Origin of the sequence: Capillimicrobium parvum (assembly GCF_021172045.1) — a bacterium.
GTDB classification, from domain to species: domain Bacteria; phylum Actinomycetota; class Thermoleophilia; order Solirubrobacterales; family Solirubrobacteraceae; genus Capillimicrobium; species Capillimicrobium parvum.
The window spans coordinates 4,691,334-4,717,275 of record NZ_CP087164.1 but is presented as its reverse complement, the minus strand read 5'-3'; the positions used below and the strand labels follow the sequence as shown (position 1 = coordinate 4,717,275).

Genomic DNA, 25,942 nt, shown 5'->3' with positions numbered 1-25,942 from the left:
TCGGCTACCGATTGCGCCAGCGCGCCGGCCGCTTCTCGCCGAACGCGCGGACCCCTTCCTTGAGGTCCTCGGAGCGAAAGCACGCCTCGCGCAGCGCGAGCAGCTCGCGCTCGACGTCGGGATCCAGCGCGCCGCGGGCGCGCAGCAGCTCGCGGATGACGCGCTTGTTGCCGCTGATCGACAGCGGGGCGTTGCCGGCCAGCTCCTCGGCGAGGTCGAGCGCGGTCTCCTGGAGCTCGGACTCCCCGACGACGCGATTGACCAGTCCCCAGCGCAGCGCGGTGGCGGCGTCCACGTTGCGGCCGAGGAGGAAGAGCTCGCGGGTGCGCGGCTCGCCGATCGCGTCGAGGAACTTACGCAGCCCCGTGTGCGAGTAGACGAGCCCGAGCTTCGCGGGCGGCATGCCCAGCAGGATGCCGTCGTGGGCGACGCGCAGGTCGCAGGACAGGGCGAGCTCGAGCCCGCCGCCGATGGTGTGGCCCGACAGCGCGGCGACCGTCGCGTAGGGGTAGGCCTCGAGCGCCTGGATCGCCGCTGCGAAGGGATGGGCGACGAGCTTCTCCGCCTCGACGGCGAAGACGTCGGACGTGGCTGCGCCGACGGAGTCGATGGAGAGATCGCCGATGTCGTAGCCCGACGAGAACATCCCGTGCGTGCCGGTCAGCACGACCGCGGGGGCGTCGAGCGTGCGCAGGAGCTCGGCCAGACGGTCGAGGATCGCGTGGTCGAGCGCGTTGCGCTTCTCGGGGTTGGAGATGGTGAGCCGGACGACCCCGTCGGCGGGTTCGTCGACGAGGACCTCGCCGGGCATGCGCGTGGTGGCCTGGGGGGTCGCCTAGGCGAGGACGACGAGGGTGTCGCCTTCGCTGACCGCCTGGCCCTCCTCGCAGAGGATCTCCTTGACTGTGCCGGCGTCCTCGGCCTCGACCGGCATCTCCATCTTCATCGACTCGAGGATGACGACCGTGTCGCCCTCGGCGACGTCGTCGCCGATCCGGCACTCGATCTTCCACACGGTGCCCGTGATGTGGGCCTCGACCTCGGGCAACGTGCCCTCCTTCCTCAAACGGCAGATGACGACGGTGGCTGGCACGATAGCCGTCCGCATGCCGCCGCGACCGCCCATCGTCCTCATCGCCGCGCGTGACGAGGCCGACCGCCTGCCGGCGACGCTCGCGGCGCTGCGGGAGGCCTTTCCGGGCGCGCGCGTGGTGGTGGCCGACGACGGCTCGACGGATGCGACGGCGCGGGTGGCGCGCGACGCCGGCGCCGAGGTGGTGCGCAGCTCGCGGTCGGCGGGCAAGGGCGCGGCGGCGTCGCGCGCGGCGCAGGCGGTGCTCGACGTCACCGCGGCCCCCGATCCGCCGCTCGTGCTGCTGTGCGACGCCGACCTGGGTCAGAGCGCCGCGCGGCTGGCCGGCCTGCTCGATGCGGTCGCGCGCGGCGAGGGCGACCTCGCGGTCGCCGTGTTCGCCCGCCGGGTGGGCGGCGGGTTCGGGCTCGCGGTCGGGGCGGCGCGGTGGGCGATCCGGCGCGCCGCCGGGCTCGAGCTCGCGGCGCCGCTGTCGGGCCAGCGGGCGATGCGCGGCGAGGTGCTCGCCTGCGTCACGCCGTTCGCGCCGGGGTTCGGGATGGAGGTCGGCATGACGATCGACGCGGCCCGCGCGGGCTTCCGGGTCGTCGAGGTGCCGCTGGAGCTCGAGCACCGGGCGACCGGGCGGACGTGGCGCGGGTTCGCGCATCGGGGCCGCCAGCTGCGCGACCTGCTGGCCGCGTGGTGGGCGCGGCGCTGACGCGCGGCCGCTTCCGACCGGCGGTCGAGGCCGGTTCCGACCGCCGGTCGGTGGGGCGCGGGGCCGCGCGCCCGTAGCTTGCGGTCATGCACCCGCACCCGCAACGGACGTCCGGCAGGTCTCTCCTCCTCCGGCCGGGGTGCGTCGTGCATGCGGAGCGGCCGGCGGCCTGACCCACCGCCGCCCGCGACGGTGAGGGACCGGCTGGGGCCGACATCGCCCGGGCGCTGGACGGGACAGCCAGCGTCCGGGCGGCCCCGGCCGGGATACTTCGCCGATGCTGCTGGCGATCGACCAGGGCACGACCGGGACGACCTGTCTCGTCTTCGATGCCGAAGGGGAGCTGATCGGCCGCGGCTACCGCGAGTTCGGCCAGCACTTCCCGCGACCGGGGTGGGTCGAGCACGACGCCGCGGAGATCTGGGACGTCACGCGCGCCGTCGCCGACGAGGCGCTCGAGGACGCGGGTCTGGAGGAAGCCGAGCTCGACGGGATCGGCATCACCAACCAGCGCGAGACCGTCTGCGTCTGGGATCCGTCCACGGGCGAGCCGCTGCACCGCGCGCTCGTGTGGCAGGACCGGCGGACCGCGGCGCGCTGCGACGAGCTGCGCCAGGCCGGCTACGAGCAGCTCGTCCGCGAGCGCACCGGGCTCGTCCTGGATCCGTACTTCTCGGGCACGAAGATCGAGTGGCTCCTGCGCAACGTGGACGGGCTGGCGCAGCGGGCGCGCGAGGGGCGGGCGATGTTCGGCACGATCGACGCGTGGCTCGTCTTCAAGCTCACGGGCGAGCTCGTGACCGACGCGTCCAACGCCTCGCGGACGCTGCTCTACGACATCCGTCGCGGCGCGTGGGACGATGACCTGTGCGAGCTGTTCGGGGTGCCGTCGCGGGCGCTGCCGTCGGTGCGGCCGAGCGCCGGCGAGGTGGGGCGCACGGCGGCCGGCGTTCCCGTGGCGGGGATCGCCGGCGACCAGCAGGCGGCGCTGTTCGGCCAGGCCTGCCTGGAGCCGGGGATGGGCAAGAACACGTATGGGACGGGCTCGTTCGTGCTGCTCAACGCGGGATCGCGGCGGCCGCCGGCCCCCGCGGGGCTGCTGACGACGATCGCGTGGCAGATCGCCGGCAACGTCACGTACGCGCTCGAGGCGTCGATCTTCGTCACCGGCGCGGGCGTGCAGTGGCTGCGCGACGGGCTCGGGATCATCGAGGCGGCAGGCGAGACCGAGCTGCTCGCGGCGTCGCTCGACGCCAACGACGGCGTCTACTTCGTGCCGGCCCTGACCGGGCTCGGCTCGCCGTACTGGGATCCGTATGCGCGCGGCACGATCGTCGGGTTGACGCGCGGGACCGGTCGCGCGCATCTGGCGCGGGCGGCGCTCGAGGCGATGGCGTACCAGACCGTCGACGCGGTGCGGGCGATGGAGGCAGTCGGCGCGCATCCGCTGCGCGAGCTGAGGGCCGACGGCGGCGCGACCGCCAACCGGTGGCTCATGCAGTTCCAGGCGGACCTGCTCGGCGTGCCGGTGCTCGTGCCGGAGGTGGCCGAGACGACCGCGCTGGGCGCCGCGTACCTGGCCGGCGTCGGGGTGGGGATGTGGACGCTCGACACGGTCCAGCGAGGCTGGCGCGAACGGGCGCGCTTCGAGCCGCGCATGGAGGACGCCGAGCGCGCCGCGCTCCTGGAAGGATGGGGACGCGCGGTCGAACGCGCCCGCGGCTGGGAACAGCGGTAACCCTCGCCGCGTCCTCGGGTAAAGGGAGCACATGACGGACGAGAAGCTGTCGGGGCTGAAGGAGCAGGTCTACCGGGACCCGCGCCCCAAGGAGTACTTCGATCGGTTCCACGAGCGCGCGCGCACCCGCGAGCCGGACTACGTCTACGAGCTGGTGCGGACCCTGACGACGATCTGGGGCTACACCGCGTTCCGCGCGCGGGCGATCGGCGCGGACAACGTGCCGGCGTCGGGGTCGGTCATCATCGCCCCGAACCACTTCTCGTTCATGGACCACTTCCTGTGCGGGATGTTCGTCCGCCGGCGGATCCGGTTCATGGCGAAGTCGCAGCTGTTCACGCCGCCGATGCAGTGGATCTACACCCACGGCGGGGTGTTCCCCGTGCGCCGCGGCGCCCGCGACGAGGACGCGTTCCTCACCGCCGAGGGGATCCTCGAGAACGGCGGCTGCATCGCGATGTATCCGGAGGCCGGCCGGTCGCGGACCGGCAAGCTCGCCGACCAGGCCAAGCCGGGGATCGGCCGGCTGGCGCTCACGTCGGGCGCCCCGGTCGTGCCGGTGGCGATCTTCGGTTCGCACCGCGTGCGCAACTGGAAGAAGCTGCAGTTCCCGAAGGTCACCGTCCAGTACGGCGAGCCAGTGGCGTTCCCGGTCGAGGCGGACCCGTCGCGCGAGCGTCAGCAGGAGGTCGCCGACGAGATCTTCGCCCGCATCAAGGAGCTGCACGCGGGCCTCGAGCAGCACGGCCGCCGTGGGATCGCCCAGCGGGTGCGCGACCAGCAGCGGGCGCTGCGCCGGTCCAAGCGCGGCAGCGCCGCCCCGGCCTGAGCGCCCCGCTCCGCCCCGCCGCCCGCCCGCCGCGCGTGGCCGCCCCGCCCCGCCGCGCGGGCCGCCCCGCCCCGCCCCGCCGCGCGGCCGCCCCGCCCCGCCCCGCCGCGCGCCCGCGCCCCGCCCCGCCGCGCGGCCGCGCCCCACGCGGTCGCGCCCCCACGCGGCCGCGCCCCACGCGGCGAGCGTCGACTTCCTCAACGTCATGCTGAGGAACTCGACGCTCGATCCGGGACGCCGGCCGCCCGGGAGCCGAGCGAGCGTCTGCGCGGGGCGCGCGACCGCCTGGTTCCACGTCACGCGGAGCACACGCTCGCCGTGGGCCTCGAGGACGGCCTGGCGCTCGGCGTCCTCCTGCCGAGCCACCGGGTTGTCGTGCCAGGCCGCGCCGTCGGCCTCGACCACCAGGCGCTCGGCGGGCCAGCGGAAGTCGGGAACGACGCGGCGGCCGTCGAGCCGCAGCGCGCGGTTGACGTCGGGGTGGGCGAACCCGCCGTCGATCAGCAGGTCGAGCACCACGTTCTCCAGCTCGCTGCGGGTCGGCGCCGGCCCGGTGGCGATGATGCGCGCCAGCCGGCGCACGCCGCGCCGAGGACCGCACCGGCGCAGCAGCTCGGCGATCTGACGGACCGTGACGCGCCTCAGGCCCTGCGCGCGCCGCACCGCGCGCCGCAGGGTCTGCTCGTCGACGACCGCCGCCAGGTCGAGCAGCGTCCGCAGGGGCGAGGTGATCGGGATGCCGTCGAACCGGAGCGTCTCGTGGGGCGCCAACGCCGCCGTGCGATGGACGCGGATGCCACGGTGCACCCGTGTCGCGTCACCCATGACGGTCACCTCGGGCAGCCGGTCGTCCCACTCGACGTATCCCCACTTCACCCCGGCGGCGAAGTGGCTCAGGACGGCTCCCGGCCCGCATGCCTTCACCGCCGCCAGGAAGTGCGCGGTCATGGTCAGCCCGGGGTGGCCGACGGCGTATACCCCCTGGTGGATGCGATGCAGCCGGCCGTTGCGCACGCGGACGTGGATCGCCTGGTCGTCGAGTCCGCAGGCCCGCAGCTCGCGGGTCGACAGGATCCCCCACTGGTCCCGCGCCAGCTCGGCGACCACGACATCGGCGCGAGCGTCGAGTTTCTCCGCGTGCGGCGGAGAAAGTCGACGCTCGACGTGGAGGGTGGGGCGGGCCTGGTGGGTGGGGCCGGCCTGGGGCGTGGGGCGGGCCTGGGGCGTGGGGCGGGCCTGGGGCGTGGGGCGGGTGCGGCTGGGCATGCCGTCCAGCCTGCCGGGACCGATGTGACAGCTCTACGCGTGTCCGTCGCGGCTGTGCCTCGACTCAGCTGTAGACCGCGTCGAGCTCCGCCCAGCCCTGCGGATCGTGGCCGCAGATCACCACGGCGTTCGGCGTCCGCTCCACGTACGCGCGGATCTCCGAGAGCGAGCGGCGGTACAGGTGCTCGTCGGCGCAGAACAGCGGCAGCTCGCCCTCCTCGATCGCCGTGCGCCGGTACGCGGCGTCGCCGGTCAGCAGCAGCTCGCGGTCATGCAACCGCAGCACGACGGACTGGTGGCCGGCCGAGTGGCCCGGGGTGAAGACGAGGCGGATCGACCCGTCGCCGAGCAGGTCCACGGACCGTCCGAAGCCGGCGAACGAGTCCAGCGACGTGCTCGCGTAGTCGATGGCCCGCCAGTCGAACGCGTGGTCGAACTGGCGCGGCCGGTATCCCTGCAGCATCCGGCCCGACGCCGCCGCATCCCACTCCGCCCGAGCCACGACGAACGTCGCCTCGGGAAACGCCGACACGCCGCTCGCATGGTCGTAGTGCAGGTGCGTCATCACGACCGCGCGGACCGACCGCGGTTCGACGCCCAGCCCCTCGAGCTGCGCCGGCACGGACTGCGACGCCTCCATCCGGATGTCGTACATGCGCGCGGCGAGCGTGCCGAGGCTGGCCGCCGGCGCCGACGCGACGCTCGCGTGCAGGCCGGTGTCGATCAGGAGCGGTCCCGCGCCCGGATGGTCGACGAGGAACGCCGGGATGGGCACCGGCGACCAGAGGCGGCGCGGCGCCAGCAGACCGCGCGGGATCGCGAGCGGACCGTCCGGCCGGCGAAAGAACGCAGGCGGCGCGTTGATCTCGCCGGTGAGCAGCGGGCGCACGCGCACCGTCGCCCCCGGCCGGCCGCCGGACAGCGCATGCGTGTAGGCCTTCGGCTCGGTGGCGACCCCCACGTCCGGCACGCTAGCGTCCCGCGCATGAGCACCACGGCCCCGCCGCCCGCGCCGCCCATCCCGCTCCTGCGCGACGGCCTGCTCGACGGGCTCGCCGTCCTCGCCGCCCCCCGCTCGCCCGCCACCGACCGCTGCCTGGCCCTCGGCGCGCACGTCAGCGCCCTGGAAGCCGACCTCCTCGACGAGGACGCCACGCGCCACGCGGCCGAGCAGGGCGCTCCCGCGCACGTCCTCGTCGTCGACGCGGCCGTCCTCTTCGGAGCCGGCGGCCCCGACCTGCTGCGTACCGCCCTCGACGCGACGTGGTCCGCCGTCCACGCCCACTTCGCCCCGGAGAAGGCCGGCAAGGTGATCCTCGTCGCACCGCGCGCCCAGAGCGGTGCGCACGCCGAGGCCCTCAGGGCCGGCCTCGAGAACCTCGCCCGCACCCTCTCGATCGAGTGGTCGCGCTACCGCATGCGCACCACGGCGCTGCTGCCCGGGCCCGAGACGACCGACCCGGAGCTCGCCGAGCTCGTCGCCTTCCTCGCCTCGTCCGCCGGCGAGTACTACAGCGGCTGCGCCTTCACGCTCACGTGATGACGTAGCGGCACGCGCGCTCAGCCGCACCTCGATGGACGTCGTCTGCGAGCGATCTCTGGACGGAATAAGGTCAGGCCTGTTCTGACGCCGCGACGTACCGCCACGGCAGCGGCGACCAATCGCGGAAGGGGCATGGGGTGGTCGAACGGATCGTGCTGTTCGGAGCGGCCGGCGATCTTGCGAGCCGCTTGCTGCTGCCGGCGATCGCCCAGCTGGCGGAGGCGGGACAGCTGCCGCGCGGCCTGACGATCCTGGGGTCCGACCGGACCGAGTGGTCGGTGGCTGATTTCCGGGACCACATCGCGGGCGGGCTGGAGGAGCACGCCACGGTGGCCCCCGCCACGCGCGACGCGGTGGTGGCCATGCTGGACTTCCGGCCGGCGGACGTGACGCAACCCGTCGACGTCGCCGCGGTCATCGGTGGTGATCATCCCGACACGCTCGTCTATCTCGCCCTGCCGCCGGAGCTGTTCTCCTCGGTCCTGCCGGCGCTGGCCGCGAGCGGTCTGGGCGCGTCGGACGCGGTCGCGATCGAGAAGCCCTTCGGGACGGATCTCGCCTCGGCGCACGAGCTCAACGAGCTGCTGCGCGTCCAGTTGCCGAAGCCCATGATCTTCCGCATCGACCACTTCCTGTCCGACGAGCTCGTCCGCCGCATCATCGTGTTGCGGTTCCTCAACCGGGTCTTCGAGCCGGTTCTGAATGCCGGGCATGTCGAGCGCGTGGACATCAGCTGGTTGGAGAGCCTGACGCTCGAGGGCCGCGCCGCCTACTACGACGGCACCGGGGCCATGAAGGACATGCTGCAGAACCACCTCATGGAGGCCATGGCGCTCGTCCTGATGGAGCAGCCCGCTCGCGTGGACGCCGATTCGTTTCGCGATGTGCGCGTCGAGGCCCTGCGGACGCTCGCAACTCCGTCGGCCGAGCGACTGCGCGAGCAGACGGTCCGCGCCCGGTACACGGCGGGCGTGATCGGATCCCGGCACGTGCCCTCCTACGTCGACGAGCCCGGCGTCGACCCCAGCCGCGACACCGAGACCTACGCTGCGCTCACGCTGGATGTGAACAGCACTCGCTGGGGTGGCATCCCGTTCACCCTGCGATCCGGCAAGGCACTCGAGGTCGACTCGGCCGAGATCGCCATCCACTTCCGGCCCCTTCCCCGGTACCTGCTCGACCAGTGGCCCGGCGTCGAACCGAATGTGTTGCGAATCGGTCTGCGTGAGCCGTATGTGCACCTGGCAACGACGCTCAACGGCCCGGAAGCCACGGCGGAGAACCGGAGGCTCGAGACGCGCTCGGCCGCGCCGCGGTTCACCGCCTACGCCCACCTGATCGGGCAGATGCTTCGCAGCGATCCGATGCTGTTCATCCGGGGCGACGAGGCGGAGGAGTCCTGGCGGATCATCGACCCGGTGATGGATGCGTGGTCCGCGGGCGAAGTTCCGATGCAGGAATATCCGGCCGGCACAGCGCCCCCGATGCCCAGTGCGGCTTCCTGACGGCGCGCGCGAGCTGACCCGACCGCAGCGGGCGGCTCACGTGAGGCCGGCTGCCTCGACGGTGCGGCGGCGAGCGACGAGCTTGCCGGCCTCCCAGAGCACGAGCAGGAGCGCGGCTGACGCGAGTGCCAGCCCGAACTGCCCCGCCGTGAGAGGGGTCGTGCCGAGCAGCCGGTTGAAGAGGTCCATCTGGGTGGCCATCACCGCCAGCGCGAGCTCCGCCACCACGATCCAGTTCACCCGCGGGTTGTCGAAGGCATCCCTGGTCAAGGTCGAGAGCGTGAGGCTTCGGCACTCGTAGGCCGCGACCACGAGCATCAGGCCGAACGCGGTCAGCCCGGTCGACGATCCCACCTTCACGCTGTCGTAGTGCGACTCCCCGAGGTGGATGAGAGCGTCCATGCAGATCGCCATGTACAGCCCCACGAGGCCGGAGGTGAGCTTCACGCCGGTCGTCATGATCGACTCGCTGCTCGGCCGCGGGCGCAGCCGCATCAACCCCGGAGTCGCCTGATCCAGGCCGAGCGCGACGCCGAACGGCGCACTCACGAAGAAGTGGATCCACAGGACCTGCGCCGGGCTGAACGGCTCGCCCGCCGCGATGTTGAGCACCGTTGCACCGAGGAAGGTGAGCACGAACGCGACGAGCGAGATCAGAACGAAGCGGATGTACTTCGTGAGGTTGTCGTAGAGCTTGCGCCCCTCCTCGACGGCGTGCACGATCGTCGAGAAGTTGTCGTCGGTGAGGATCATCCGGCCGGCGTTCTTGGCCACCTCGGTGCCGCTGCCCATCGCGATCCCGATGTGCGCGGCTTTGATCGACGGGGCGTCGTTGACGCCGTCGCCGGTCATCGCGACGACGTCGCCCATCTTCTTGAGCGTGTCGACGAGCAGCACCTTGTGCTCGGGGGCGACGCGTCCGACGACGCCGATGTCGGCGATCCGCGCGAGCCGCTCCTCCTCGCTGAGCGCCGCGAACTCGGCGCCGAGCATCGCCTCGCCGTCGATCCCGAGCTGGCGGGCGATCGCCGCGCCGGTCACCACGTCGTCGCCCGTGACCATCCGGACGCGGATATGCGCCTTCTGCGCATCTTCGACGGCCTGCTTGGACTCGGCGCGGGGCGGGTCGACCATCCCGACGAGGCTCGTGATGCGCAGACCGTCGACGTAACCGAGCAGGTCGCCCTCGGGATCGAACGCCGCCGGGTCGAGGTCGCAGAACGCGGCGGCCATCACGCGCAGCCCGTCCCCGCCCATCCGCCGGACGTTCGCTTCAGCGCGCGAGCGCAGATCCGCGTCCCAGGGGATGCTCTCGCCATTGGCCAGGGCGGTCGACGTGTGGCTCATGACCGCGGGCGCCGCGCCCTTGACGAAGCAGCGCACGACGTCCGCGCCGGATGCGTCCGATGCCTGGGCGAAGACCGCCATCAGCTTGTAGGTCGGATCGAATGGCAGCGTCGCCAGCCGCGGATAGCGCTCCCGCGTGGCCTCGAGGTCGAGCCCCGCCTTGTGGGCGAGCACGAGCAGCGCGCCCTCGGTCGGATCGCCCACGACCTTCCCGTCGGCGATCGTCGCGTCGCTCGCGACCACGTAGGGCAGGATCGCGTCGTCGATCGTGTCGGTGGTGCCGGCGGCGTGAAGCACCTGGCCCTCGAGCTCGTAGCCGGAACCGGAGATCGTGTACCGGTCGGTCGGGTCGAGCACCTCGACCGCCGTCATCTGGTTCATCGTCAGCGTGCCGGTCTTGTCGGAGTTGATCGCCGACGTGGAGCCGAGCGTCTCGACTGACGCGAGGTCGGTGAGCACGGCGCCCCGCACGGCCAGGTTCGCCGCGCCCAGCGAGAGGATGACCTGCAGGACGGTGGGCATCGCCTCCGGGATCGCGGCGATCGCGAGCGCGACCGCGCTGGTGAAGACGTCGGTCGCCGACAGCCCGCGCTCGGCCCCGAGCACGAACATCACGACCATCGTGAGGCCGGCCGCGGCGGCGATCCAGAGGGTGAGCGTGTTGAGCTGCCGCGTCAGCGGCGTCTCCTCCCGGGCCGTCGCGGCGAGCATGCCGGCGATCCGGCCGACCTGGGTGTCGCTTCCCGTCGCGGTGACGACCATCACCGCACTGCCGTGCGTGACCGGCGTGTGCATGAACGCCATGTCGGTCTGATCGCCCGGCGGCAGATCGGTGCCCTGAGGGATCTCCACGCCCTTCGACGCGGGCACGCTCTCGCCGGTCAGCGCCGACTCGTCGATCTGCAGCGAGCTCGCCGAGATGATCCGCCCGTCCGCGGGCACCTCGTCGCCCGCGGCCAGGAGGACGACGTCGCCGACGACGAGCTGCTCGGCGGGGACCTCCGCCTCCGATCCGTCGCGCCGCACCCGCGCCGTGGCCTTCACCATCGCCTTGAGCGCGTTCATCGCGCTCGTGGCCTTGCCCTCCTGGCGCATGCTGACGAGCGCGTTGAAGACCGTGATCACCAGGAGCAGCACGCCCGTGGACCACTCCTGGATCGCCAGCGAGACGATCGCGGCCCCGAGCAGGATCAGCTGCATGTAGCTGCGGTACTGCGCGACGAACCGGCGCCAGACCGGCACCTGCTGCTCCCCGGGCAGGGCGTTGAGCCCGTGCGCGGCGAGCAGCTCCCGGGCGCGGTCGGCGGACAGGCCGATGTCGGGATCGACGCCGAGGCGCTCGATGGCGTCCTGCGGAGAGAGGCTGTACCAGCGCTCGGCCGTCAGCGGCGCCTGGGCTGCCCCCCGGCCGGTCGTCGTAGCCATGCTCGCCCGCTCCTCGCCACGCTCCACGAGCGCGTCGTCATCGACGCGCAGGGCGGGTGTAACAGACCGCCGAGGGTCGTGCAACGGGATTCGGCCCTCCCCTTGCCGCGGGGCGGCCCGAGCGGGGAAGATCGCTTCGACTCAGCGTGCTCATCGAGCGACTCCAACGGCGCAGCGCCCGACTGCTGCCGATCGTCACCTGGCTTGCCGGCTATGACCGCCGGTACCTTCGTGGCGATGTCATCGCGGGCATCGCCGTCACGGCGCTGATCGTCCCGAAGAACCTGGGCTACGCGGGGATCGCCGGCGTCCCGCTGCAGAACGGCCTCTACGCGGCGGCGGCGGGCGCGATCCTCTATGCCCTCTTCTGCACGTCGCGGCAGATCTCGACCGGGCCGAGCTCGTCCCTCGCAGCGGTGGCCGGCGGCGCCGTGCTCGCGACCGGGGTCGGCGGCGGCGAGGCGGCCCAGCTCGTCGCCGCGATCGCGCTCGTCACCGGGCTGCTGTTCGTCCTCGTCGCGGTCTTCCGGCTGGGCCGGATCGCCCAGTTCCTGTCCAAGGCGGTCGTCACCGGGTTCCTGGCCGGAGCGGCCATCGACGTGACGATCGGCGAGCTCGCGAAGCTCACCGGCACCTCCTCGGACGGGTCGAGCTCCTGGCAGGAGCTGTCGTCGTGGATCCGCGGGCTCGGCGAGGTGCACTGGACGACGGTGCTCGTCGGCGCGGTCTCGCTGTTGGTGATCTTCGGACTGCGCGTCGTGGCGCCGAAGGTGCCGGGCGCGCTCGTGCTCGTCGTCGGCGGCCTGCTCGCCTCCTGGATCCTGGACCTCGGGTCCCACGGGGTCGCGTTGGTGGGCGACGTCCCGCGCGGCCTGCCGTCGCCGGCACTGCCCGACGGCGACGTCTTCGCCGACCACTACGCCACCATCGCCGCCGCCGCGTTCGCGCTGTTGCTGATCGGCTTCTCGCAGACCGCCGGCGACGCGCGCGCCTTCGCCATGCGCCATCGGTACCGGATCGACGTCAACCAGGAGTCGCTGGCGCAGGGCATGGCGAACGTCGGCGCCGGCGTGTTCCAGGGGATGCCGGTGTCCACGAGCCTGTCGGCGAGCTCGCTGAACGAGTCGTCGGGGGCGCGCACGCCGCTCGCGTCGCTGGTGACCGGCGCGCTCGTCCTGCTGACGCTCGTGGTGCTCGCCCCGGTCTTCTCGTCGCTGCCGAAGCCGGTGCTGGCCGCGCTGATCATCGACGCGGTGCTGATGGGCATGATCGACGTGGCGGAGCTGCGGCGGCTGTATCGCGTCAAGCGCCTGGACTTCGTCATCGCCGTGGCGGCGATCATCGCCGTGCTGTCGGCCGGCGTCCTCGCGGGCGTGGTGATCGGCGTCGCGCTGTCGCTCGCCTGGCTCGTCTTCGTGACGACGGCGCCGGCGATGCCGCTGCTCGGCCGGGAGCCCGGGTCGCGGCTCTTTCACGAGCTCGAGGAGCACCCCGACGCAGAGACGTTCCCCGGCGTCGTGGTGGTGCGTCTGGACGGCGGGCTGTTCTTCGCCACCGCGGACGCTCTGCACGACCGGCTGCGGGAGATCGCGCAGGATCGCGGCTCGACGCTGCACGGCGTGGTGCTGGACCTCGAAGGCGTGGACTTCATCGACGCCCAGGGCTCGGCCAAGCTGCGGGAGATCAGCGAGCTGGCTGACACGCACGCCGTCACGCTGCGCCTGGCCCGGGTGAAGGCGCGCGTGCTGGCGGTCCTCCGCGCCGACGGGGTCATCGACCGCGTCGGCCTCGATCACGTGCACGGCGAGGTCCATGAGGCGCTGGAGGCGCAGCTCGCCGCCGACGGTCCGCTCGTCCCCAGCGCGGATTGACATACGCGTGCCGCGGGGGTACGAACTCCACGGCCCCCGAAGAGGAACGGAGCGAACGTGACGTTGAGCGACAAGCGGCGTGAGCGGCTGGCGGAGTTCATCGCACCGTTCCGGGTGGAGCCCGGCGCGAAGGTGACGGTCGCGCGGGACTTCGATCCATCCGACAAGACGGGCGTCAAGAACAAGAAGGCCGGGCGGGTGCTGCTCGAGGAGGGCGTGCGCCTGCTGGCGGAGTACCAGGCACGTCTCGCAGCTCAAGACTCGTGGGGGGTCCTCGTGCTCCTGCAGGCGATCGACGCGGCGGGCAAGGACGGGACGATCCGCCACGTCATGAGCGGGGTGAACCCGCAGGGGGTCTCCGTCCACAGCTTCAAGGTCCCATCGGTCGAGGAGCTCGACCACGACTACCTGTGGCGCTACGCGCAGCGCCTGCCGGCACGGGGCCAGATCGGGATATTCAACCGCTCCCACTACGAGGAGGTGCTCGTCGTGCGCGTCCATGCCGAGAACCTCGAGCGCCAGAAGCTCCCGGCCGAGGCCAGGACGGGCGATGTCTGGAAGCGCCGCTACGGGGAGATCAACGACTGGGAGCGCTACCTCTCGGACAACGGCTTCCGGATCGTCAAGCTCTTCCTCAACCTCTCCAACGAGGAGCAGCGCACGCGGCTGCTGCGCCGGATCGACCTGCCCGATCACAACTGGAAGTTCTCCGAGGCGGACATCGCCGAGCGGGCGCTCTGGGACCAGTACCAGCACGCGTTCTCCGATGCGCTGTCGCACACGAGTACGGCGTGGGCCCCGTGGTACGTGATCCCGGCCGACCGCAAGTGGTACGCGCGCCTCGCCGCCGCGGCGGTGATCGTGCACGCTCTCATGGAGATCGACCCGCGCTTTCCGGCCGTCTCCAAGAGCCAGCGCGAGCAGCTCCTCGAGATCAAGAACGAGCTCGAGGAGCAAGCTCCGGATGGCGCGAGGGCCGATCCGTTCGCCGATCGCGCCGGTGCCGGGCGCAGCGATGGCGGCCACGGTCGGCGGAGCTCTCCGTAGTCGCCGGGCTCGGACCGGCGCATCCGCCTCCTTCGAGGAGCAACCGTCACCGCAACGTGGTGACGGTTGCTCCTGTCCGTCTACTCGCGCATCGCACCCGGGCGCGTGATCGCCCAGATCACCCACACGTTGAGCGCGATGATGACGATGCTCCACAGGGGGTAGTACGGGATGAAGAAGAAGTTCGCCAGCGCGCTGAGCCCGGCGAAGAAGACGCCCGCGACAGCTGCCCATTCCTGGCGGGTGAACAGGCCGAACGCGGTGAGCAGCAACAGGATCCCGATGATGAGATGGATCCAGCCCCACGCCGTGGTGTCGAGGTCGAACGTGTAGTGGCGTGTGACGACGTAGAAGTTGTCGTCGATGATGGCGACGAGTCCCGCGATCAACTCGAACAACCCGATCAGCGTGAGGATGCAGGCGGCGAAGATGGTTCCCCCGCGCGCCCAGCCGGAGACCGGCGGATCGCGTCTGGCCGACATGTCGCTCATGGCGTTGCCCCTTTAGGTGCGGCTGGACCGTGCACCGGGATTCTCGCTCGCGCCGTGCGATCCTTCCCGGCGTGGGTCAGCGCGCTGACCGGCGTGTCCGTCGCTGACCGGCCTCCGAGTCGAAGACGCCTCTGGCGGCCGGCCTCAGGGCCGCTGCGCGCCCGGGCCGCCCACCGCCCACGGCACCTCGACCGAGTCCTCGTGCGGGCTGTCACGCGCCACCACGTACTCGGCCGGCTCGGTGTCCGACAGGTTGGCGAGGACGTGCGTCTCGCGCGGCGGCACGTAGACCAGGTCGCGCGGCTCGAGCCGGACGACGTGCTCGAGCGCGTCGCCCCATCGCACCTCGAGGGACCCGGACAGGATGTAGACCGCCGACTCGCACCCCTCGTGGTAGTGCGGCCGCGACTGCGCGCCCGCCGGAACGCGGAACACGCCCATGTAGATGTTGCGCGCCCCCGCCGTGGCCTGCGAGATCTCGGCCCCGCCGAGCACGCCGCGGCGCACCTCGCGCTCACCCTCGGGCTTGACGACCTTCACGAGCGACACGGTAGACCACCCCGGCCTCGCGGTCACTAGCGCGGACGGGGGCGGCCGTGAGACCCACAAGCGGCCTCAGGTGACCATGCCGCCGAACATCCCTCCGGTGATGTTCAGCACCTGGCCGTGGACGTAGTTGCTCCACGGCGAGCAGAGGAAGAACACGCCGCCGGCGGCCTCCTTCGGCGAGGCGCCGCGGCCGAGCGGGATCATCATCGCCGCCATGCCTCGCAGCTGCTCGGGGATGCCGAGCTGGACCTGCTCGCCGTCGATCTCCATGACGTTCTCGTCGACCTTGGCGTCCGTCAGGCGGGTCTCGACGAAGCCGAACGCGACCGCGTTGACGTTGACCTTGAACTGGCCCCACTCCTTGGCCACGGTCTTCGTCAGACCGACAACGCCCGCCTTGCCGGCCGCGTAGTTCGCCTGGCCGGCGTTGCCGAACATGCCGGTCGTCGACGACACGTTGACGATCTTGCGGAAGACCTCCCGGCCCTCCTCGCGCTCCTTCTTGGCCGGCTCGCGCAGATGCGGCGCGGCGGCGCGGATGACCTTGAAGGGCACCGTGACGTGGATGTCGAGCATCCGCTGCCACCAGTCGTCGGAGAGCTTGTGCACCGGCGCGTCGAGGGTGTAGCCGGCGTTGTTGACGATGATGTCGAGCCGGCCGAAGCTGTCGATCGCCGTCCGCACGAGCTGGTCGGGTGCGTCGCCCTTCGTCAGATCCCCCGAGAAGACGGCGGTCTCGCCGCCGATCTCCGACGCCGTCTGCTGGGCGACGTCGCCGTCGAGGTCGTTGATGACGACCTTGGCGCCGTGCTCGATGAGCAGCTCGGCGGTCGCACGGCCGATGCCGCGCGCCGACCCGGTGACGATCGCCACCCTGTCGTCGAGGACTCCCATGTTCACTGGCCTCCTGATCGGTTCCTGCGGGCACCCTACTGTCGGCGTGACGCAGGTGTCCTCGCGACGGGTAGTAGCGTCGCGGACGTGACCCTGGACGACATCGCACAGGACATCCGGACCCACACGGGCTGCGGCAGCGAGCCGTGTGAGACGTGCCGGAACTTCGTCCCGGGCGAGGGTCCGGCGGACGCGCGCGTGGTGATCGTGGGGGAGGCCCCGGGGGCGAGCGAGGACCGGACCGGGCGCCCGTTCGTCGGCAACGCCGGCAAGCTCCTCGACAGCCTGCTCGAGGCCGCCGGGCTCCTCCGCGAGGACGTCTTCATCACGAACGTCGTGAAGGCGCGGCCGCCCGGCAACCGGGATCCGAAGGCGCCGGAGGTCGCGCACCACCGGCCGTGGCTGGAGGCCCAGCTCGAGATCGTCGAGCCCGACCTGGTCGTGCCGCTCGGCCGCCATGCGCTGCGCCACTTCGCCGCGGGCGCGCAGATCTCGAAGGTCCACGGCACGCTCGTCGGCGAGCGCCTCTTCCCGCTGTACCACCCGGCGGCGGCCCTGCACAACCCGCGCCTGCGGGAGACGCTCATCGCCGACGCCCGTGCGCTCGGCGCGCAGTTGCAGCAGAAGAATTGATGACGATACGTCACCGCGGGCGCTAGGGTTCGCAACCGTGGCCTCCCCCGTCCGTTCCCGGCGCCGCCAGCAACCCGACGAGACCCGTTCGCTGATCCTCGACACCGCCGAGCGGCTCCTGCGCGAGCGGCCGTTCCGCGAGCTGTCCGTCGACGAGGTCATGCGCCCGACGGGCTACCGCCGCACCGTCTTCTACCGGCACTTCACCGGTATGCCCGACCTCGTGCTCGCCGTGCTCGCGCGCGTGCTGCCGGCGTTCGCCGAGGCCAACCAGGCCTTCCTCGAGGCGGCCGGCGAGGAGATCACGCCGGAGCGGGCCCGAACGCTTCTGGCCCCCGTGGTGGAGCACTGGCAGCGCCACGGCGCGCTCATGCGCGCGATGCGCGACGCCGCGGTCTACGACGGCGAGATCCACGAGCTGGTCATGGCCGCGCAGTACCGCTTCCGCGCGACGACCGTGGCGGCGCTCGAGCGCCGCCGGGCGGCCGGCGTCCTGCAGGACGCCGACCTCGAGCAGATCGCCGAGCTGCTGTCGGCGATGAACCAGCGCTACCTGATGGCCGCGTTCGGCGGCGACCGTCCCGCGGAGCAGCCGCCGGTCTCGGTCGAGACGGCCACCGCCACGCTCGCCCTCGCGTGGGTCGCCGTCCTGCGCGCTCCTTAGAGCGCCAGCGTCTTCGCCAGGATCTCGCGCATGATCTCGTCGGTCCCGCCGCCGATCGGGCCGAGCCGGGCGTCGCGCGCCATCCGCTCGATCTCGTACTCGCGCATGTAGCCCGCGCCGCCGTGCAGCTGCAGGCACGTGTCCATCACGTCGAACGCCGATCGCTGCGTGACGAGCTTGGCCATCGTCACCTCCTGCACGACGTTCTCGCCCGCGGCGAAGCGCGCCAGCGCGTCGTAGGTGACGCAGCGGCCGGCGTGGATCGTCGTCGCGATGTCGGCGAGCTTGTGCCGCAGCGCCTGGAAGCCGCTCAGCGGACGGCCGAACGCGTTGCGCTGCTTGACGTACGCGACGGTCTTCTCGTAGGCGACCTGCATCCCGGCCACCGCGCCGAGCGCCATCAACAGCCGCTCCCATTGGAAGTTGGCCATGATGAGCATGAAGCCCTCGTTCTCGGTGCCGAGCAGATCCTCGTCGGCGGCGAACGCGTCGTCGAAGCTGACGAGCGCGGTGTCGCTCGCGTGCCAGCCGAGCTTCTCGATCTTCGACGCCCGTACGCCCGGCTGGCCCGTGTCCACGATGAGGAACGACATGCCGTGGTGGCCGCCGCCGGCGGACGTCCTGACCGCGGTGACGAGGAACGAGGCGCGCACCCCGTTCGTGATGAACATCTTCGAGCCGTTGACGGTCCAGCCGCCGTCGACGCGCCGCGCGCTCGTGCGCAGCGACGCCACGTCGGAGCCGGCGTCCGGCTCGGTGATCGCCAGTGCCGCGATGCGCTCGCCGCGGATGGCGGGCGCGAGAAGGCGCTCCTTCTGGTCCTCGGTGCCAAACTTCCAGATCGGCGGCGTCGCGATCCCGGTGTGCGCGCCGAGGCCGGCCGCGACCCCGCCCGAGCCGCAGCGCGCCAGCTCCTCCGCCCACACGGCGTCATGCAGGAAGTCGCCGCCCTGGCCGCCGTACTCCGCCGGGAACTTCAGCCCGAGGAAGCCGAGCTCGCCCGCGCGCGCGAAGACGTCGTCGGGAAACCAGCGCGCGTCCTCCCACTCGGTCGCGTGCGGCCGCAGCTCGCCGGCGACCCACCGGCGGATCGAGTCGCGCAGCTCGTCGTGCTCGGCGGTGAACGGCGAGGCGCCGGCGCTCATCGCGTGAGGTCGCTCGCCATCTCGGCGAACACCTCGACGTATCGGTCGACCTCGCCCAGCGTGTGCGTGACGGACAGCGTCCACTCCTCCTCGCGCCCCGGCGTCATGAAGATCCCGCGGTTCATGTTGTAGAGCCAGGCCAGCTCGGAGAGCTCGACGTCCTGATTGGCCTTGAAGGTCTCGTAGTCGATGACCTTCTCGGAGGCGAACGTGACGCAGCCCTTGGCGCCGATCCCGAGCGCGTACGCCGGGAGCCGGTGCTCGTCGACCACGTGCTGACAGCCGCCGACGATGCGGTCGTTGAGCTCGGCGAGATGCTCGTAGGACCTTGGCGTGAGGACGTCGAGGAGGCTGGCGCGCGCGGCGGCCATGCTCAGCGGATTGCCGTTGTAGGTCCCCACCTGGTACACGGTCCCGTCGCGGACGACGCGCATGATCTCGGCCGTCCCCCCGATCGCGCCGGACGGCAGGCCGCCGCCGAGCGTCTTGGCCAGCGTCACCATGTCGGGCTCGATGCCGAAGCGCTCCGTGGCGCCGCCCGCCGCGATGGCCAGGCCGGTCTTGACCTCGTCGACGATCAGCACGACGCCGTGGCGGCGGGTGACGTCGCGCACCGCCTCGAGGTAGCCGGGCTCGGGGAGGACGACCCCGAGGTTCATCATGGCCGCCTCCATGATCACGCAGGCCGGCTTGCGGCCCTCGCGGTCGAGCTCGACGATCCGCCGGTCCATGGAGTCGGCGTCGTTGAAGTGCACGGGGACCGTCATGTCGACCGTCGCCTGCGGAATGCCGCCGCCGTAGGCGAGCTGGGCGGGATGGTCGTGGTCGCCGATCCGGTCGTAGGCGACGCCGATCGACACCATCACCGTGTCGTGGTGGCCGTGGTAGGAGCCGAAGATCTTCATGACCACGTCGCGGCCCGTGTACGCGCGCGCGATGCGGATGGCGTCCATCGTCGCCTCGGACCCCGAGTTCGTGTAGCGCCACAGCGGCAGCCCGAACCGGCGCGCGAGCTCCTCGCCCACCACGACGGCGTCCTCGGTCGGCGCCGCGAAGTGGGTGCCGAACTCGTAGCGGTCGCGGACGGCACGGCCGATCGCCGGGTGCGCGTGGCCCTGCACCATCGAGCCGAAGCCGTTGTGGAAGTCGAGCATCTCGTTGCCGTCGACGTCCCACACGCGCGGCCCCGCGCCGTGGGAGAGGTAGATCGGCCAGGGCTCGCGCAGCTGGTAGGAGGATGCGACGCCGGCGGCCAGCACGCGGTCGGCGCGCGCGAACATCTCGCCCGAGCGCGGCGTGCGCTCGTTGAGCAGCGCCTCCTCGCGAGTGGTGAGCTCGCGGATGCGGTCGCGGTCGAGCTGGATGGGAGCGGCGGCGGACATGCCGCCGAGACTACGCCTCGTGAAACGTGAGAACCACGTCGCCGAGCGCGATCCGGTCGCCGTCGGCCAGGGTCGCGGCGAGCACCCGCCGCCCGTTGACGAACGTCCCGCGCACGCTGCGGTCGTCGAGCAGCCGCACCTCCTCGCGGCGCTGGACCAGCACGGCGTGCCGGCGCGAGACCGTCGGCACGTCGAACCGCAGGTCGGCGCCGAGACCACGCCCGAGATGCACGATGTCCTGCTCGAGCGCGATCCGGCGCGCTTCGTCTCCGCAGACGAGCTCGAGGTAGCGACCGGGGCGGCGCTCCGCCGCCCCGTCGCCACGGAAGCCGATGTCGGGGGTGTCGAGCGTGGAGGACATGCCGCCACTCAACCGCCCGCTCCTGAACGCCTCCTCAGACGAACATGAGAGCTTCCTGAAGAAGCCCGGTGAGGATCAGCTGGGCGGGATCGCGCACGTGAAGGGCTGGCGCGTCACGCGGTCCTGGCCCTTGGGCTTCTTGCCGGTGAAGCGGATCGTCAGCCGCCGGAACTGCGGGACGTCGCCGCACTGGCGCACCCTCGACAGCCTGATCGAGACGGGGTAGCTCTTGAACGTCCCCGCGACACAGCTCGGTTCGCACGTGTTGACGCTGGCCGTGCCGGTGCCGCGGGCCGACTTCGTGCCGTACCGGCTGTAGTCGACGTTCTTGACGACGAAGTTCGCGTCGGCGCAGGTCACGACGAACGACTTCGGCTTGTAGACGTTGTGCTGGCAATCCTTCGGGAAGAACACGCGCAGCTGGTTGGAGCCGGACCCGGCGGAGGCGACGGAGGCCGGCAGCGCGATGGCGAGGATCGCGCCGAGGGCGAGGGAGAAGCGCAACATGCGCCAAACGTACCTGGCGCGGCGGCGTTTGGCGCCCGGCGCCCGGCGCCCCGTCGTCGGCGGTCGGCCGAGCCCGTCGGCGGCGCCGCCGGCGCCCGCCCAGCAACGTCGGGATCGTCTCGCTCGTGCAGCCGGTGCCGGGCCCGCCCGCCGGAGCCGGCCGATTCGGCGGCGCTCGAGGCGGGCAGACATGCTGTGTGGCCACCGGACCGCGAGAGCCCGATGACCCGCCCACGCTCGATCGAGCAGCTGCCGAGCTGCTCAGCGAGCTGCTGCGCCGGACGCATCTCAGCGCGCCGTCCGACCTCGCCCGGGTGATCGCCGAGCAGGCGGCGAGCATCGGGGCGCACGATCTCGTGCTGTACCTGATCGACTACGACCAGGCCACGCTCATGCCGGTGCCGGCCGGCGACGACGACCGCCGGGAGCCGCTCTCGGTGGCCGGCACGGTGGCCGGACGGTCGTTCAGCGGCACCGCCATCCTCGAGGCCCCCCGGCGCGGGCATGATCGCCGGTTCTGGTTCCCGCTGCTCGACGGCACGGAGCGCCTCGGGGTGATGGGCATCTCGTTCCCCGAGGATCGCGTCGAGGAGCAGACGGTCGCCGTGGTCGAGCGCTACGCCCATCTCGCCGCCGTGCTGATCGTCGCCAAGAACGCCTACGGCGACACGTTCGAGATGGCGCGGCGCCGGCGCGACATGACGATCGCCTCCGAGCTGCTGTGGGAGCTCGCGCCCCCGCTCGTCTTCGCCACCGACCACCTGCTCCTCGCGGGCATGCTGGAGCCCTGCTACGACAACGGCGGCGACGCGCTCGACTACGCCGTCGACGACGGCGTGCTGAGCGTCGCCGTGTTCGACGCGATGGGGCATGGGCTCGCCGCCGCGGGCGTCGCCGCGTTCGCGGTCTCGGCCTATCGCCACAGCCGCCGGCGGGGCTGCGAGCTCGTCGAGACGTACGAGGCGATGGACGCCGCGGTGACCCACCAGTTTCCCGACGACCGCTTCGTGACGGCGCTCATCGCGCGCCTGGACCTGCGCAACGGCCGCCTCGAGTGGGTCAGCGCGGGGCACCCCCCGCCGCTCGTCATCCGCGGCGGCCGGCGGGCGCGCACCCTGGTCGCGCCGCCCGCCACGCCGCTGGGCGTGGCGTCGCCGGACGGGCCGGGACCGCGGGCGAGCGAGGAGACGCTCGAGCCCGGGGACCTCCTGCTGCTCTACACCGACGGGCTCAGCGAGGCGCGGGGCCCGGACGGCCGGCGCCTCACGACCGACGGGCTCAGCGAGTTCATCGAGCAGGAGGTCAGCTCCGGCCACCAGGCCCCGGAGGTGCTGCGACGGCTGCGGCAGACGATCGTCGCCCGCATGGAGGGGCGGCTCGACGACGATGCGACGGCGGTGCTGCTCGAGTGGCGCCGCGGAGCGGAAGCCGCGTTCACGCCGCAGACCGTGATGGCCTCCTGACGCGCGACCGGCGCGGGGGCCCGGCGTTGCCCGGGGCTGGTAGAACACCGGCGTGGACGACGTGCGGCGGGCGGGACCGGACGACGCCGAGGCGATCGGGCGGCTCCTGCACGACTTCAACACCGAGTACGACGAGGTGACGCTCGGACCGGAGCGGATCGCGGAGCGCATCCGCGAGCTGATGGCGGGCGACACGCGGGTGCTGCTCGCGGGACCGGGGCCGGACGGGCTGGCCGTGCTGCGCCTGCGGCCGTCGATCTGGTCGTCCGGGCTCGAGTGCTATCTCGCCGAGCTCTACGTCGTCCCGCCGCTGCGCGGTCGGGGGATCGGGCGCGCGCTGATGGAGGCGGCGATCGAGGCGGCGCGGGCCGAGGGCGCCGACCACATGGACCTCGGCACGAGTGAGGACGACGTCGCGGCGCGGGCGCTGTACGAGCGGATGGGCTTCACCCGCCACGAGGGCGGGGCGGACGGGCCGGTCATGTTCGTCTACGAGCGCGAGCTCTGAGGCACCTCGAGGTCTACGGGGACGGGCCCTTACAGGGTGTTCGCCGAGAAGGTGTCGCAGCGGCGCGCGTCGCCGGTGCGGTAGCCGCGCTGGAACCAGCGCTGGCGCGACTGCGACGAGCCGTGCGTCCAGCTCTCGCGGTCGACGCGGCCGGTCGCGGCCCGTTGGATGCGGTCGTCGCCGACCGCGGCCGCGGCGTCGAGCCCGTCGGTGATGTCGGCCTGGGTGATCTGCTCGATGAAGCCCGTGTCGACGGCGTGGGCGGCCCACACGCCGGCGTAGCAGTCGGCCTGCAGCTCGAGCCGGACCGAGCCGGACGTGGCGCCCTCGCGGTCGTTGCCCACGCGCTCGTCGGTGCCCAGCAGGTGCTGGACGTGGTGGCCGTACTCGTGGGCGATGACGTAGGCCTCGGCGAACGGCCCGCCGCGGGCGCCGAAGCGCGAGCGCAGCTCGTCATAGAAGGACAGGTCGATGTAGACGGTCTGGTCGCCGGGGCAGTAGAAGGGGCCGACGGCGGCGGTGGCCGCTCCGCAGGCGGTCGAGACCTGGCCGGTGAAGAAGCGGGTGGGCGCCTCCCGGTAGCCGGTGACCTGGTCGCCCCAGTAGGCCTGCACCGAGTTGACGACGCCGACGATGCGGCAGTCCTCGCGCTGGTTGGCGTCGCTGCCGGTGCGGCAGGTGGACGAGAGCTCGCTCGGGGGCTGGCCGGCCCCGGCGCCCGTGCCGATCGAGAGCGGGTCGGTGCCGCCGCCGGGGAGGTCGACGCCGAGGACCGTGAACAGCAGCACGATGATGAGCGCGCCGGCCCCGCCGCCCCCGATCGCCAGCCCGCGGCCGCCGCCCATGCCGCGGCGGTCCTGGACCTGGCCGGTGTCGAGGCGCGCTCCGGGGCGAAACCGCATGGCGCCCCTCTGCCCGCTGGAACGGATCGTCAAGCTCGCCGGCGGGGACGGAATCACACGCGGGCGGCCCGGTTCGTCACGGAAGCGTCACGACATGCGCGCGGCACGCCCCGGATCGGCGGCGTCGTGCCGGCCGGGTGCGAGCATCGCCGCCGTGTTCGCTTTCCCCCCACAGACCCAGGACTTCCTGCGCGACCTGAGCGCGCACAACGACCGCGAGTGGTTCGACGCCCACCGGGCCGAGTACCAGGCCGCGTACGTCGAGCCCGCGAGGGCGTTCGTCGCCGCGGTCGCGCCCGAGCTCGAGCGCATCGCGCCCGGCGTGTGCGCCGAGCCGCGGGTGCTCGGCTCGATCTTCCGCATCAACCGCGACACCCGCTTCAGCCGGGACAAGCGGCCGTACAAGGAGCATCTCGACCTCTGGTTCTGGGAAGGCGAGCGGCGTACGGCGCGGTCCGGCTTCTACCTGCGCGTCACGCCGGAGCTCGTCGGGATCGGCGCGGGCGCGAACCATCTCAGCCGGGAGGCGATCGACCGGTACCGCGCCGCCGTGTGCGACGCGGAAGCCGGCGCCGAGCTCGCGCAGATCGTCTCCGCGCTCGAGACCGACGGCTGGGACCTGGCCGAGCCGCGGCTGAAGCGTGCGCCGCGCGGGTGGACGGCCGTGGATCCCGACGCCGAGCCGCTCCTGCGCCGCGACAGCCTCTTCATCGCGCGCCAGGAGCCGGCGGAGCGCGCCACGGACGCCGATCGGCTCGTGCCGGCATGCGTCGAGGCGTGGTCGGCGCTGGCTCCGCTGCACCGCTGGCTCGTGGCGCACGTGCAGTGACGCGCGCCCGTCGCCGGCGCCTGGTCCTACAGCCCGTAGGACCGCCCGATCACGTCGAGCATGATCTCGTCCGTGCCGGCGCCGATCCGGTTGAGGCGCATGTCGCGCCACACCCGCTCGACGCCGTACTCCTTCATGTAGCCGGCCCCGCCGTGGATCTGGATGCACTCGTCGGCCACCTCGACCGCGACGCGCGCGGCGTGGAGCTTGGCCATCGAGATCTCCCGCACCGGGTAGTCGCCGTTCTGGAAGCGCCACGCCGTGGTGTAGACGAGCTGACGGGCCGTCTCGATCTTCGTCGCCATCTCCGCGAACTTGTGGCGGATGACCTGGAACTTGCCGATCTGGCGGCCGAACGCGGTGCGGTCCTTGGCGTACTGCAGCGTCTGGTCGAAGCAGCGCTGGGCGCCCGCGACGCAGCCCGCCGCGCCGATCAGCCGCTCGCCCTGGAGCTCCCACATGATGTGGTAGAAGCCCTTGCCGACCTGGCCGAGGACCGCGGTCGCCGGCACGCGGACGTCCTGGAACGCGAGCAGCGCGGTGTCCGAGGCGTGCATGCCGAGCTTCTCCAGGCGCTTCTCGCGGATGACGCCCGGCGCGTCCATCGGCACGAGGAACAGGGTGAAGCCGTCGTAGCCCGCGTCCGGGTCGGTCTTCGTGACGAGCACGATGACGTCGGCGCGGTGGCCGTTGGTGATGTACGTCTTCGAGCCGTTGATGACGTACTCGTCGCCGTCGCGGACCGCGCGGGTCTTGATCCCGGCGACGTCCGAGCCGGCGTCGGGCTCGGTGATGCCGAGGCAGAGGATCTTCTCGCCCTTGATCGCGGGCACGACCCAGTCCTGCTTCTGGTCCTCGCTGCCGAACGCGAGGATCGGCGGCATCGCCATGTCGGTGTGGACGGCGACGCCCATCGCCAGGCCCCCCGACTGCCCATGGACGATCTCCTCGGCGAGCACCAGCGCCGTGTAGTAGTCGCCGCCCTGGCCGCCGTACTGCTCGGGCTTGTCGAGCCCGAGGAACCCCAGCTCGCCCATGCGCCGGAAGACCGAGTCCGGGAACGTCGTCTGCTCCCACTCCTCGGCGTGCGGGGCGAGCTCCTTGATCGCGAAGGCGCGGATCGACTCCCGCAGCTGCTCGTGCTCGTCGCTGAAGATGAAGTGGGAGCGCTTGGTGGCGAAGTCGGGCTTGAGGACGGTCTCGGGGGCGGCCATGGTCGGACGGTACCGGGAACCGGGCCGAAAGTGAAC

The 25,942-nt window shown here is 72.2% G+C and carries 25 protein-coding genes and 1 pseudogene; 12 read left to right on the top strand and 14 right to left on the bottom strand.

Translation table 11 applies throughout. The annotated features are described in order from the left end of the window. Positions 1 to 4: 4 nt before the first annotated feature. Both DSM104329_RS22995 and DSM104329_RS22990 read right to left on the bottom strand, forming a co-directional pair. Entirely contained in the window at positions 5 to 811 is an 807-nt protein-coding gene (locus tag DSM104329_RS22995) for an enoyl-CoA hydratase/isomerase family protein (RefSeq protein ID WP_259312192.1), read from the bottom strand. A gap of 24 nt (positions 812 to 835) precedes the next feature. Beyond that, positions 836 to 1,048, bottom strand: a complete 213-nt coding sequence (locus DSM104329_RS22990) for a biotin/lipoyl-binding carrier protein (RefSeq protein ID WP_259312191.1) — start codon at positions 1,046 to 1,048, stop codon at positions 836 to 838. 58 nt (positions 1,049 to 1,106) lie between these two features. On the opposite strand from DSM104329_RS22990, the gene DSM104329_RS22985 reads away from it, so the two are divergent. The 3 genes from DSM104329_RS22985 to DSM104329_RS22975 all read left to right on the top strand — a co-directional run bounded on the left by DSM104329_RS22985 (position 1,107) and on the right by DSM104329_RS22975 (position 4,360). Continuing rightward, a complete protein-coding gene (locus DSM104329_RS22985; protein ID WP_259312190.1) occupies positions 1,107 to 1,793 on the top strand; it encodes a glycosyltransferase family 2 protein in 687 nt (228 codons plus the stop codon). A 277-nt stretch (positions 1,794 to 2,070) separates the two neighbouring features. Continuing rightward, positions 2,071 to 3,531 carry a glycerol kinase GlpK gene (glpK, locus tag DSM104329_RS22980; protein ID WP_259312189.1) on the top strand — a complete coding sequence of 487 codons (1,461 nt, stop codon included), beginning with the start codon at positions 2,071 to 2,073 and terminating at the stop codon, positions 3,529 to 3,531. A gap of 31 nt (positions 3,532 to 3,562) precedes the next feature. Then, on the top strand, positions 3,563 to 4,360 hold the full coding sequence (locus tag DSM104329_RS22975) for a lysophospholipid acyltransferase family protein (protein ID WP_259312188.1): 798 nt from the start codon (positions 3,563 to 3,565) through the stop codon (positions 4,358 to 4,360). Between the two features lie 282 nt (positions 4,361 to 4,642). On the opposite strand, the pseudogene DSM104329_RS29205 reads toward DSM104329_RS22975, so the two are convergent. Beyond that, a pseudogene (locus tag DSM104329_RS29205) lies at positions 4,643 to 5,626 on the bottom strand (type IV toxin-antitoxin system AbiEi family antitoxin domain-containing protein); the annotation flags it as partial. A gap of 64 nt (positions 5,627 to 5,690) precedes the next feature. Continuing rightward, positions 5,691 to 6,587, bottom strand: coding sequence for an N-acyl homoserine lactonase family protein (locus tag DSM104329_RS22970; protein WP_259312187.1), 897 nt, complete (start codon positions 6,585 to 6,587; stop codon positions 5,691 to 5,693). A 24-nt stretch (positions 6,588 to 6,611) separates the two neighbouring features. Between DSM104329_RS22970 and DSM104329_RS22965 the strand changes: the two genes are divergently transcribed. Both DSM104329_RS22965 and DSM104329_RS22960 read left to right on the top strand, forming a co-directional pair. Next, a complete protein-coding gene (locus DSM104329_RS22965; RefSeq protein WP_259312186.1) occupies positions 6,612 to 7,166 on the top strand; it encodes a Rossmann-fold NAD(P)-binding domain-containing protein in 555 nt (184 codons plus the stop codon). Positions 7,167 to 7,306: 140 nt separating this feature from the next. Then, positions 7,307 to 8,674 (top strand): glucose-6-phosphate dehydrogenase, encoded by a 1,368-nt coding sequence (locus tag DSM104329_RS22960; RefSeq protein WP_259312185.1) that lies wholly within the window; start codon positions 7,307 to 7,309, stop codon positions 8,672 to 8,674. 36 nt (positions 8,675 to 8,710) lie between these two features. Here the strand turns inward: DSM104329_RS22960 and DSM104329_RS22955 are convergent, their stop codons facing one another. Continuing rightward, on the bottom strand, positions 8,711 to 11,446 hold the full coding sequence (locus tag DSM104329_RS22955; protein WP_407655945.1) for a cation-translocating P-type ATPase: 2,736 nt from the start codon (positions 11,444 to 11,446) through the stop codon (positions 8,711 to 8,713). A 146-nt stretch (positions 11,447 to 11,592) separates the two neighbouring features. Between DSM104329_RS22955 and DSM104329_RS22950 the strand changes: the two genes are divergently transcribed. Both DSM104329_RS22950 and DSM104329_RS22945 read left to right on the top strand, forming a co-directional pair. Beyond that, the gene (locus DSM104329_RS22950) at positions 11,593 to 13,317 is read left to right on the top strand and encodes a SulP family inorganic anion transporter (RefSeq protein WP_259312183.1); all 1,725 of its coding nucleotides are present in this window, start codon (positions 11,593 to 11,595) and stop codon (positions 13,315 to 13,317) included. A gap of 63 nt (positions 13,318 to 13,380) precedes the next feature. Further along, on the top strand, positions 13,381 to 14,364 hold the full coding sequence (locus DSM104329_RS22945) for a polyphosphate kinase 2 family protein (RefSeq protein WP_407655944.1): 984 nt from the start codon (positions 13,381 to 13,383) through the stop codon (positions 14,362 to 14,364). 80 nt (positions 14,365 to 14,444) lie between these two features. Here DSM104329_RS22945 and DSM104329_RS22940 read toward each other — a convergent pair whose 3' ends face one another. From DSM104329_RS22940 to DSM104329_RS22930, 3 genes are all read right to left on the bottom strand, one after another. Further along, positions 14,445 to 14,855, bottom strand: a complete 411-nt coding sequence (locus tag DSM104329_RS22940; RefSeq protein ID WP_259312181.1) for a DUF7144 family membrane protein — start codon at positions 14,853 to 14,855, stop codon at positions 14,445 to 14,447. A 144-nt stretch (positions 14,856 to 14,999) separates the two neighbouring features. Then, complete coding sequence (locus DSM104329_RS22935) at positions 15,000 to 15,395, bottom strand: cupin domain-containing protein (RefSeq protein WP_259312180.1); 396 nt, start codon at positions 15,393 to 15,395, stop codon at positions 15,000 to 15,002. Positions 15,396 to 15,470: 75 nt separating this feature from the next. Then, positions 15,471 to 16,298, bottom strand: coding sequence for an SDR family NAD(P)-dependent oxidoreductase (locus DSM104329_RS22930; protein WP_259312179.1), 828 nt, complete (start codon positions 16,296 to 16,298; stop codon positions 15,471 to 15,473). Between the two features lie 87 nt (positions 16,299 to 16,385). Here DSM104329_RS22930 and DSM104329_RS22925 point away from each other — a divergent pair, with 87 nt between their 5' ends. Together DSM104329_RS22925 and DSM104329_RS22920 are read left to right on the top strand one after the other, a co-directional pair. Next, complete coding sequence (locus tag DSM104329_RS22925; protein WP_259312178.1) at positions 16,386 to 16,931, top strand: uracil-DNA glycosylase; 546 nt, start codon at positions 16,386 to 16,388, stop codon at positions 16,929 to 16,931. Between the two features lie 37 nt (positions 16,932 to 16,968). After that, positions 16,969 to 17,595: a TetR/AcrR family transcriptional regulator gene (locus DSM104329_RS22920; protein WP_259312177.1), complete on the top strand. Its 627-nt coding sequence runs from the start codon at positions 16,969 to 16,971 to the stop codon at positions 17,593 to 17,595. Here DSM104329_RS22920 and DSM104329_RS22915 read toward each other — a convergent pair. The 4 genes from DSM104329_RS22915 to DSM104329_RS22900 form a co-directional block, all read right to left on the bottom strand. Beyond that, on the bottom strand, positions 17,592 to 18,740 hold the full coding sequence (locus DSM104329_RS22915) for an acyl-CoA dehydrogenase family protein (RefSeq protein ID WP_259312176.1): 1,149 nt from the start codon (positions 18,738 to 18,740) through the stop codon (positions 17,592 to 17,594). The two genes, DSM104329_RS22920 and DSM104329_RS22915, sit on opposite strands and share 4 nt — an antisense overlap. Next, complete coding sequence (locus DSM104329_RS22910; protein ID WP_259312175.1) at positions 18,737 to 20,122, bottom strand: aspartate aminotransferase family protein; 1,386 nt, start codon at positions 20,120 to 20,122, stop codon at positions 18,737 to 18,739. The genes DSM104329_RS22915 and DSM104329_RS22910 overlap by 4 nt, the downstream gene beginning before the upstream one ends. Positions 20,123 to 20,132: 10 nt before the next feature. Next, positions 20,133 to 20,483: an FHA domain-containing protein gene (locus tag DSM104329_RS22905; protein WP_259312174.1), complete on the bottom strand. Its 351-nt coding sequence runs from the start codon at positions 20,481 to 20,483 to the stop codon at positions 20,133 to 20,135. Positions 20,484 to 20,558: 75 nt separating this feature from the next. Next, a complete protein-coding gene (locus DSM104329_RS22900; RefSeq protein ID WP_259312173.1) occupies positions 20,559 to 20,990 on the bottom strand; it encodes a hypothetical protein in 432 nt (143 codons plus the stop codon). A 197-nt stretch (positions 20,991 to 21,187) separates the two neighbouring features. On the opposite strand from DSM104329_RS22900, the gene DSM104329_RS22895 reads away from it, so the two are divergent. Beyond that, positions 21,188 to 22,453 (top strand): PP2C family protein-serine/threonine phosphatase, encoded by a 1,266-nt coding sequence (locus DSM104329_RS22895; protein WP_259312172.1) that lies wholly within the window; start codon positions 21,188 to 21,190, stop codon positions 22,451 to 22,453. A gap of 52 nt (positions 22,454 to 22,505) precedes the next feature. After that, positions 22,506 to 22,961: a GNAT family N-acetyltransferase gene (locus tag DSM104329_RS22890; RefSeq protein WP_259312171.1), complete on the top strand. Its 456-nt coding sequence runs from the start codon at positions 22,506 to 22,508 to the stop codon at positions 22,959 to 22,961. Between the two features lie 29 nt (positions 22,962 to 22,990). On the opposite strand, the gene ypfJ is transcribed toward DSM104329_RS22890, so the two are convergent. After that, entirely contained in the window at positions 22,991 to 23,863 is an 873-nt protein-coding gene (gene ypfJ / locus DSM104329_RS22885) for a KPN_02809 family neutral zinc metallopeptidase (protein ID WP_259312170.1), read from the bottom strand. Between the two features lie 154 nt (positions 23,864 to 24,017). Here ypfJ and DSM104329_RS22880 point away from each other — a divergent pair, with 154 nt between their 5' ends. Beyond that, entirely contained in the window at positions 24,018 to 24,692 is a 675-nt protein-coding gene (locus tag DSM104329_RS22880) for a DUF2461 domain-containing protein (RefSeq protein ID WP_259312169.1), read from the top strand. 26 nt (positions 24,693 to 24,718) lie between these two features. On the opposite strand, the gene DSM104329_RS22875 is transcribed toward DSM104329_RS22880, so the two are convergent. After that, a complete protein-coding gene (locus tag DSM104329_RS22875) occupies positions 24,719 to 25,906 on the bottom strand; it encodes an acyl-CoA dehydrogenase family protein (protein WP_259312168.1) in 1,188 nt (395 codons plus the stop codon). Positions 25,907 to 25,942: the final 36 nt, after the last annotated feature.